The 8,001-nt window shown below is 74.7% G+C and carries 10 protein-coding genes; 4 read left to right on the top strand and 6 right to left on the bottom strand.

Annotated elements, in window-relative coordinates:
- The 3 genes from feoB to CBZ_RS18145 all read left to right on the top strand — a co-directional run.
- Positions 1–1,469, top strand: a 1,469-nt coding sequence (gene feoB, locus CBZ_RS18155) for a ferrous iron transport protein B (protein WP_130782872.1), incomplete at its 5' end; no start/stop codon positions are given.
- The gene (locus tag CBZ_RS18150) at positions 1,466–1,681 is read left to right on the top strand and encodes a hypothetical protein (protein WP_130782871.1); all 216 of its coding nucleotides are present in this window, start codon (positions 1,466–1,468) and stop codon (positions 1,679–1,681) included. The genes feoB and CBZ_RS18150, both read left to right, overlap by 4 nt.
- A gap of 92 nt (positions 1,682–1,773) precedes the next feature.
- The gene (locus CBZ_RS18145) at positions 1,774–2,106 is read left to right on the top strand and encodes a hypothetical protein (protein WP_130782870.1); all 333 of its coding nucleotides are present in this window, start codon (positions 1,774–1,776) and stop codon (positions 2,104–2,106) included.
- Positions 2,107–2,172: 66 nt separating this feature from the next.
- Here CBZ_RS18145 and CBZ_RS18140 read toward each other — a convergent pair whose 3' ends face one another.
- Positions 2,173–2,952: an SDR family oxidoreductase gene (locus CBZ_RS18140; protein WP_130782869.1), complete on the bottom strand. Its 780-nt coding sequence runs from the start codon at positions 2,950–2,952 to the stop codon at positions 2,173–2,175.
- Between the two features lie 94 nt (positions 2,953–3,046).
- Complete coding sequence (locus tag CBZ_RS21140) at positions 3,047–3,223, bottom strand: hypothetical protein (RefSeq protein WP_165446845.1); 177 nt, start codon at positions 3,221–3,223, stop codon at positions 3,047–3,049.
- Positions 3,224–3,437: 214 nt separating this feature from the next.
- Here CBZ_RS21140 and CBZ_RS18135 point away from each other — a divergent pair, with 214 nt between their 5' ends.
- Positions 3,438–4,667 carry a globin domain-containing protein gene (locus CBZ_RS18135; protein WP_130782868.1) on the top strand — a complete coding sequence of 410 codons (1,230 nt, stop codon included), beginning with the start codon at positions 3,438–3,440 and terminating at the stop codon, positions 4,665–4,667.
- A gap of 20 nt (positions 4,668–4,687) precedes the next feature.
- Here the strand turns inward: CBZ_RS18135 and CBZ_RS18130 are convergent, their stop codons facing one another.
- The 4 genes from CBZ_RS18130 to CBZ_RS18115 all read right to left on the bottom strand — a co-directional run bounded on the left by CBZ_RS18130 (position 4,688) and on the right by CBZ_RS18115 (position 7,879).
- Positions 4,688–5,317, bottom strand: a complete 630-nt coding sequence (locus tag CBZ_RS18130; RefSeq protein WP_130782867.1) for a YitT family protein — start codon at positions 5,315–5,317, stop codon at positions 4,688–4,690.
- Between the two features lie 140 nt (positions 5,318–5,457).
- The gene (locus tag CBZ_RS18125; protein ID WP_130782866.1) at positions 5,458–6,177 is read right to left on the bottom strand and encodes a hypothetical protein; all 720 of its coding nucleotides are present in this window, start codon (positions 6,175–6,177) and stop codon (positions 5,458–5,460) included.
- A 146-nt stretch (positions 6,178–6,323) separates the two neighbouring features.
- Positions 6,324–7,454 carry a 6-phosphofructokinase gene (locus CBZ_RS18120; RefSeq protein WP_130782865.1) on the bottom strand — a complete coding sequence of 377 codons (1,131 nt, stop codon included), beginning with the start codon at positions 7,452–7,454 and terminating at the stop codon, positions 6,324–6,326.
- Between the two features lie 137 nt (positions 7,455–7,591).
- Positions 7,592–7,879, bottom strand: coding sequence for an ABC transporter permease family protein (locus CBZ_RS18115; RefSeq protein ID WP_246013527.1), 288 nt, complete (start codon positions 7,877–7,879; stop codon positions 7,592–7,594).
- Positions 7,880–8,001: the final 122 nt, after the last annotated feature.

Raw genomic sequence — 8,001 nt, 5'->3', positions numbered from 1 at the left:
GCGTCGACGCGCTGGCCGCCGCGGTGCGGTCCGCGCTGGCGTCGCCGGCCCGGCTGCGGGCACCGGCGGACCCGCCCGGGCGCGTCGGCTCCGACAGTGGCGCCTCCGCGGGTCCCGGTGCGGTCCCGGACTCCGACGCCCGGCTCGCCGAGGCCGAGGCGATGTTCGCGTGGGTCCAGGACGTCCTCGCCGACGCCGGGCTCGACCGCCCCGCCGGCCCCACGACCCGCACCTGGTCCGACCGCGTCGACGCCGTCCTGCTGCGCCCCTGGGTCGGCCTGCCCGTGCTGCTCGCCGTCATGTGGGCGCTGTTCGAGCTCGTCACCGTCGCCGCCGCACCGCTCATGGACGCCGTCGACGCGGCCCTCAACGGCTGGCTCGGCGGCGGGCTGCAGACCGTCCTGCGCCCCGCACCCGACTGGGTCGCGTCGTTCGTCGTCGACGGCGTCCTCGCGGGCGTCGCGACGGTCGCGTCGTTCGTGCCGCTCATGGCGCTAATGTTCGTCGCCGTCGCCCTGCTCGAGGACTCCGGCTACCTGGCCCGCGCCGCGTTCGTCGCCGACCGCGCGATGCGGGCCCTGGGCCTCGACGGGCGGGCCGTCCTGCCGCTCGTCGTCGGCTTCGGGTGCAACCTGCCCGCGCTGTCCGGCACGCGCGTCCTGCCGCACGCGCGGCAGCGGCTGCTCACCGGCCTGCTCGTGCCGCTCACGTCGTGCACCGCCCGCCTGACGGTCTACCTCATGCTCGCGAGCATCTTCTTCCCGCGGTCGCCCGGCACCGCGGTCCTCGGGATGTACGTCGGGTCGGCGCTGCTCGTCGTCGGCGTCGGCGCACTGCTGCGGCGCACCGCGTTCCGCGACCTCGTGCGCGAGCCGTTCGTCCTCGCCCTGCCCGCCTACCAACGGCCCCGCCTGCGAGCCATCGCCGCGTCCACGTGGGTGCGGGTGCGGGCGTTCGTCACCAAGGCGGGCGCGATCATCGTCGCGACCCTGTCCGTCGTGTGGGTGCTCATGGCCGTGCCCGCGACCGGCGGCCACACCGTCGCCGACGTGCCCGTCGAGGACAGCGTCTACGGCCGCGTCGCCGAGGGGATCTCGCCGGTCTTCGCGCCCGCCGGGTTCGCCGACTGGCACGCGTCGGCGGCCCTCATGACGGGGTTCGTCGCGAAGGAGGTCGTCGTCGGCTCGATGGCGCAGACGTACGCCGTCGCCGAGCCCGAGGACCCGTCGCTGCCCGGCGACCTCGGCAGCCAGCTCGCCGCCACGTTCGACCGGACCTCCGGCGGCGCGCCCGCCGCGGCCGCGCTCGCGTTCATGGTGTTCGTCCTCGCGTACACGCCGTGCCTCGCGACGCTCGCCGAGCAGGCGCGGCTGTTCGGGTGGCGTTGGACGACGGGCGCCGTCGCCGCGCAGCTCGTCCTCGCGTGGGTCCTCGCCGTCGGCGTCTTCCAGGTCGGGCGGCTGCTGTGAGCGTCCTCGCCGACGTCCTGCGCGAGACCGACCGCGGGCTGCGGCCCGCACGCGTCGCCGCGGTCCTCGGCCTGCCGCTCGACCTCGTCACCGCGTCGCTCGACCACGCCGCGGCCGTCGGGCTCGTCTCCCAGCCCCTCGACGGGTGCACCGGCTGCGCGCCGCGCGAGGTCCGGCCGCCGTCCTGCGCCGGGTGCCCGCTGGCCGGCTGACCGGGCTGACCCGGCTGGCCCGGCTGGCCCGGCCCTGCTGTCCGAGGCCCGTTCGCGGCGTCGCGGCGTCGGCGCACCGCTACGGTGCCGATGTGGAGACGATCGCCGAGGCGCAGCAGGGGCAGCGGTCCGGGAGCGGGCGCGTCGCCGCGGTCGTCGTGACGGGCGTCGGCGCCCTCCTGCTGTCCGCGTACCTGCTCTTCGCGGCGGTCGTCACCGTCGCCCCGTTCTTCGGCGAGCAGCCGACCTCACAGGACAGGTCGGAGTCGACGCTGCTCGTCGTCCTCGCGGTCGCCGTGTGGGTCGTGCCCGTCGTGACCGCCGGGGTGCTGCTGGGCCGGCGCGCCGCCGCGATCACCGTCGCGGCGCTCCTCGTCCTGGGGGCCGTGCTCGGGATCGTCGCCGTCGCCCTGCTCGGCGCCTGACCGGTCGTCCTGCGTCGGCGTCGTCGCACGCGACCGGCGCGCCCGTCGCGCAGACGGGCTCTGCCCTCACACGACGAGCGACTGCCCGCCGTCGACGAAGACCTCCGTGCCGGTCACGTGGCTCGCGGCGTCGGACACGAGGAACGCGATCGCGTCCGCGACCTGCGACGCCGCCCCCGGCTCGGCTCCCGTGAGCGGGATCTGCCCGTCGGGGAACTCCGCCCGCACCCCCAGCCCCTCGGTGTTCCGCTGCTCGGTGTTGTCGTCGATCTCGGTCTCGATCCCGCCCGGGCACACGACGTTGACGCGCACGCCCCGGGGCGCGAGCTCGACCGCGACCATGCGCGCGAACGCGACCTGCCCCGCCTTGCTCGTCGCGTACGCCGACGCCCCCGAGTTGCTGAAGGTCCGCGTCCCGTTGATCGACGACACCACGACCACGGCCCCGCCCTGCCGCACGAGCAGCGGCACCGCGTACCGGACGGTGAGAAACGTGCCCGTGAGGTTGGTCGCGATCGTGGCGCCCCACTCGTCGGGCTCGATCTGGTCGACCGGCGCCCACACGCCGTTCACCCCGGCGTTCGCGACGACCACGTCGAGGCGGCCGAGCTCGGAGTCGATGCGGGCCACGACGTCGCGCACGGCCTGCGCGTCGGCGACGTCGGCCGCGAGCGCCAGCGCGGTGCCCCCGCTCGCCCGGATCTCGTCGGCGACCTCGTCCGCGCTGTCCTGCGAGTGCCCGAGCGGGACGACCGTCGCACCCTGCCGTGCCAGCAGGACCGCGGTGGCCCGCCCGATGCCCGACCCGGCGCCCGTCACGAGCGCCACCTTGCCCGCCAGCGACATGTCGACCCTCCCCGTCGGATCGCTCGACGCTAACCGCGCGGCACGCCCACCGCCCGCCGGGACCGGGCGGGTCCGGTCCGGTCCGGTCGACGCGTCAGGCCTCGCGGCTGCGGCGCAGGCGGAAGTCGTCCGCCATCTGCTGCGCCTGGGCGCTGATGACGCGGCGGAGGTCGTCGTAGAGCAGGCACGTGCGCGCCTCGCTGGCACCGCCCGCGACCGCCCGCTGCCAGGCACGTCGCGCGGCGGCGACGTCGGCATTCGTGATCTCCACCCCGTCCATGGGAAGGAGCCTCACCTCCGGACGTGGGATGAATCGAGGGTGGTGGCACCTACTCCACCCGATCGAGTGGCGCGTTGGAGTGCCTGCGTCACCGACACGGCCGCGTCGCGCGACCGCCCGTCTCAGAGGGTGGTCGCGTCGCGACGCTCGTACGGTGGGAGTCGGCCGGGGAGCGGCCGTCCGCAACGACGCGCAGGGGGCAGCCATGCTGTCGACGAGTGCCCGACCGGTCGTGGAGGCGACGCTGCCGGTCGTGGCCGAGCACATCCGGGAGATCGCGCAGCGGTTCTACGAGCACATGTTCGCCGCCCGGCCGGACCTGCTCGACGGGCTGTTCAACCGCGGCAACCAGGCCGAGGGCACGCAGCAGGTCGCCCTGGCCGGGTCGGTCGCCGCGTTCGCGACGGCCCTCGTGTCGCACCCCGAGCAGCTCCCCGAGCGGCTGCTGGACCGCGTCGCCCACAAGCACGCGTCGCTCGGCCTGCGTCCCGACCAGTACGGCGTCGTGCACGAGCACCTGTTCTGGGCGATCGGCGACGTCCTCGGCGACGCGGTGACACCCGAGGTCGCGGCCGCGTGGGACGAGGTCTACTGGCTGATGGCGTACGCGCTCATCCACCAGGAGCGCGGCCTGTACAGCGCCCGCGGCGTGCGGCCGGAGACGGTGTGGCGGCAGTGGCAGGTCGTCGAGAAGATCCCCGAGACCGCCGACGTGGTGTCGTTCGTCGTGCGCCGCACGGACCACCGGTCGGTCCGCACGTCCCTGCCCGGTCAGTACGTGACGGTCAAGGTGCTCATGCCCGACGGCGTGCACCAGCCCCGCCAGTACAGCCTCACGCGGGCCGACGACGGCGACCACCGGCGGTTCGCCGTCAAGCGGGTGCACGGCGGCGCGAAGCCCGACGGCGAGGTGTCGAACCTGCTGTGCGACACCGTGCAGGTCGGCGACGAGCTCACCCTGTCGCTGCCGTTCGGGGACGTCGTGCTCGACGAGTCGGGGGCACCGGTCGTGTTCGTCAGCGCCGGCATCGGCATCACCCCGATGGCGGGCATGCTGTCCCACCTGGTCGCCGCGGGGTCGGACCTGCCGGTCCTGGTCCTGCACGCCGACGCCGACGAGTCGTCGTTCGCGCTGCGGCAGCAGGTCCTCGACGACGTCCGGGCCCTGCGCGACGGCGCGGTGCATGTCTGGTACGAGCGCGACACGACCAGCACCCTGCCCGTCGACGGCGTGCACGAGGGTCTGCTCGACGTCGCGGACGTCGACCTGCCGGACGGGTCGGCGTACTACCTGTGCGGCCCGGTGCCGTTCCTGCAGGCGGTGCGCAGCGCGCTCGTCGCGCAGGGCGTCCCGCCGCGCGACATCCAGTACGAGGTGTTCGGCCCGGACCTGTGGCAGGCCGACCTGCAGACCGACCCGGCGCCGGACGCCTGACCGCTGGGACCCGCGGCGGCTCAGAAGCCCGTGTACCGCCCGGGCCGGTGGTTGAACGTGACGATGAGGCTGAGCAGCACCGCGCCGCCTGCCGACACGAGCACCTGCACCGGGGGCGCGACCAGCAGCGCCGCGAGCACGACCGCGGTGTCGAGCACCATGAGCACGTGCCCGGCCCGGATGCCGGACCGCTCCTGCATCATCACGGCGACGATCGAGAACCCGCCGACGCTCGACCGGTGCCGGAACACCACGAGGATGCCCGTCCCGCACAGCACGTTCCCGACGACCGCGGCGAACAGCGGGTCGACGTCGGTGACCTGCAGGAGCGACGCGGTCACCGCCGTCGCGGCCGAGACGAGCGCGACCGTCAGGACGCTGCGCAGCGTGAACGACCACCCCGCCTTGCGGGCCGCGAGCAGGAAGAACGGCAGGTTCGTCGCGAAGAAGAGCACGCCGAGCGGCACGTGGACGACGTGGCCCAGCAGCAGCGACACCCCGGCGATCCCGCCCGTGACGAGCCCCGCGGTCCGCAGCAGCGACATCCCGAGCGCGATGAGGACGACGCCGGTCAGCAGACCGAGGACGTCCTCGGTGCGGCCGTGCGGGATCGCAGCAGGGCGCGTCGCCTCGTCGATGGTGCTGGTCATGGGGTGCGGTCCCGTCGCGTCCACGGGCCCCGTCGCCCAGCCTCGCGGTCCGGTGCCGGGCCGCCGTCGCACATTGTGGCGGTCCGCGCCCGTGGACGCCCGGGTGCACGCAGCGCGGACGTCTCACGTCCGCCCCTCGGTCACCTCCAGGCGAGGCGCGCGGTCGCGCGCTCCGGGGCGGACGCGGGCACACCGGCCGCTCGGGCTGACGAGCCCGGGACCGTCGCGTCGCGCTCGGCCCGGCGGGTGAGCGCCTGGCACGTCTCCACGGCGTCGGTCAGCATGGCGACGAGCGCGCCGTCCGCGTCGGGCGGCGCGGCGACGGTCGCGACGCACACGTCGACGATCCGGCGCGACAGCCCCCGGACGTGCCGCGTCGCGCCCATCGCCCGCGTGAACCGCTCGGCCCACACGACGTCGCCCGCAGGCACCGTCGCGAGCAGCGCGGTCGTCGCCGGGCGTCGCCGGGACGCCGGGCGTCCGTCCGACGCCGCGAGCAGGCGGTCGAGCGTGAGCAGGGCGACCACGAGGTCGCGCCGGTCCGCCGGGAGCGACCGGTGCAGCGCGTGCCGCACGGTCACGGTCGCGATCTCCAGCGACCAGGTCCGGTCGTCGCTGGTGAGCCCGACGAGCGTCGGGACGAGACGGGCGAGCGCGGTCCGGGCGCGGTCGCCCACGAGGTCGTTGACCGCCCGCGTGAGGTGCGCGAGCAGCGGGTGCGTGCACGCCGGGTGGTCGCTCCACCGCTCACCGGCGAGCAGGCTCGCCCACTCCATGGCGCAACCGCCATCACTGGGGTGCCGATGACGTCCGGCGGCGAGGACCGGCAGGGCGTCGGGGAACGTGGACGTGTCGGGCACGTCGATCACCTCCGACCGGGATCCGGTCAGTGTCCGTCCGCCCGCGACGCACGGCAACAGCAGCCGAACGGGGGCGCCGGCCGCACGCAGGCAGCCCTGGAGCACCGGCGGGCCGGAGCCGCGACCGCCCGCGGCCGCCGACCGCCCTAGTCGCCGAGCCCCGTGCCGACCTGCCGTGCCGCGGTGATCCACTCGTGGTCCGGCGGGACGAGCTTGACCTTGCCGGCGACCTCCGACAGCGGGACGAGCTCGGTCCCCTCGCCGCGGGCGGCGACCATGACGCCCGACTCGCCGCGCGCGACGGCGTCCGCGGCCGCCGCGCCGAGCCGGGTCGCGAGGATCCGGTCGGCGGCGACCGGTGCCCCGCCGCGCTGCACGTAGCCGAGGATCGTCACGCGGCTCTCGAGCGACGTCGCGGCCTCGAGCTCCCGGGCGAGCTTGAAGGTGTGCTCGCGCTGCTGGTCCTCGACGTGCGCCAGGTGCGTCTTCGCGGCCTTGATCGCCTGGGGCGTCTTGGCGGCCTTGACGAGCAGCTGGGCGGCCTCGTAGTCGGCGGTGTCGCCGACGTCGCGCGCCCCCTCGGCGACGGCGATGACGCTGAAGTTCGACCCGCGGGCGCGGCGGGCGCGGATCGTCTCCGCGATCGACTCGACGGTGTACGGGATCTCCGGGATGAGGATGATGTCGGCGCCGCCCGCGATGCCCGCGCCGAGCGTCAGCCAGCCAGCCCGGTGCCCCATGATCTCGGTGAGGATGATCCGGTGGTGGCTGTGCGCCGTGGAGTGCACCCGGTCGATCGCCTCGGTCGCGATCTCCGTCGCGGTCGCGAACCCGAACGTCGTGTCCGTCCGGGCGATGTCGTTGTCGATCGTCTTCGGCAGGTGGATGACGTTGAGCCCGGCCTCGACGAGCTTCATGGCGTTCTTCGCGGTCCCGCCCCCGCCGAGCATGATCAGGCCGTCGAGCCCCTCGCGGTGGTAGTTATCGACGACCGTCGGCACCATGTCGCGGACCTCGCCGTCGACGACCCACCGGTGCACCTTGTCGCGGCTCGTGCCGAGGATCGTGCCGCCGACCGTGAGGATGCCGGACAGCGCCGCGCCGTCGAGCGGCACCGTGCGGTTCTCGACCAGGCCGGTGACGCCGTCGCGGAAGCCGACGAGCTCCATCCCGTAGGCGCCGATCGCGGTCTTGCCGAAGCCGCGGATCGCCGCGTTGAGGCCGGGGCTGTCGCCGCCCGCCGTGAGGATGCCGACCCGCTTGACCTTGCCGCTCATCGCCTGCGCACCTCTCGATCGCGGCGCCGCCCGCCGGACACCGCCGCCAGCGCGCACCTGCGCCGCCCGTTCACGTCGACCCTATCGGCGGGAGCTCATCGGCCGGGCAGGACGAGGTGCCGAGGAGCGAGTCGCCGCTACTTCACGGCACCGCTGGTGATGCCGGAGATGATCTTGCGCTGCGCCACCATGAAGACGAGCAGCAACGGCAGGCTCATGAGCACCACGTAGGCGAAGATCAGGTGCCAGTTGTCGAGGTACAGCCCGGCGCTGGCGACCTGGAACAGGTTGAGCGGCAGCGTGTCGAGCCGGCCGCCGACGACGAAGAACGCGTAGAACACGTCGTTCCAGACGTACAGGCAGATCAGGATCGTCGCGGTCGACAGCACCGGCACGAGCAGCGGCAGGATCACGGTGCGGAACACGCGGAACGGCCCGGTCCGCGCCGTACGTCCCCTCCGCGTGATGCTCGGTTTCACGGACGGCCCCGGGTCGGGACGCGTCGAGGCCGGCAGCGGGGGGGGGGGGGCCCGGGGGCGCCCCCCCC

This window comes from Cellulomonas biazotea, assembly GCF_004306155.1.
Taxonomy (GTDB): Bacteria; Actinomycetota; Actinomycetes; order Actinomycetales; family Cellulomonadaceae; genus Cellulomonas; species Cellulomonas biazotea.
This window is presented reverse-complemented; position numbering and strand designations above follow the sequence as displayed.

What these genes read in the sequence shown, in the direction of transcription:
- CBZ_RS18135 (WP_130782868.1), top strand. Translation starts at nt 3,438, where the DNA reads ATGCTGTCGACGAGTGCCCGACCGGTCGTGGAGGCGACGCTGCCGGTC.
- CBZ_RS18130 (WP_130782867.1), bottom strand. Translation starts at nt 5,317, where the DNA reads ATGACCAGCACCATCGACGAGGCGACGCGCCCTGCTGCGATCCCGCAC.
- CBZ_RS18120 (WP_130782865.1), bottom strand. Translation starts at nt 7,454, where the DNA reads ATGAGCGGCAAGGTCAAGCGGGTCGGCATCCTCACGGCGGGCGGCGAC.
- CBZ_RS18140 (WP_130782869.1), bottom strand. Translation starts at nt 2,952, where the DNA reads ATGTCGCTGGCGGGCAAGGTGGCGCTCGTGACGGGCGCCGGGTCGGGC.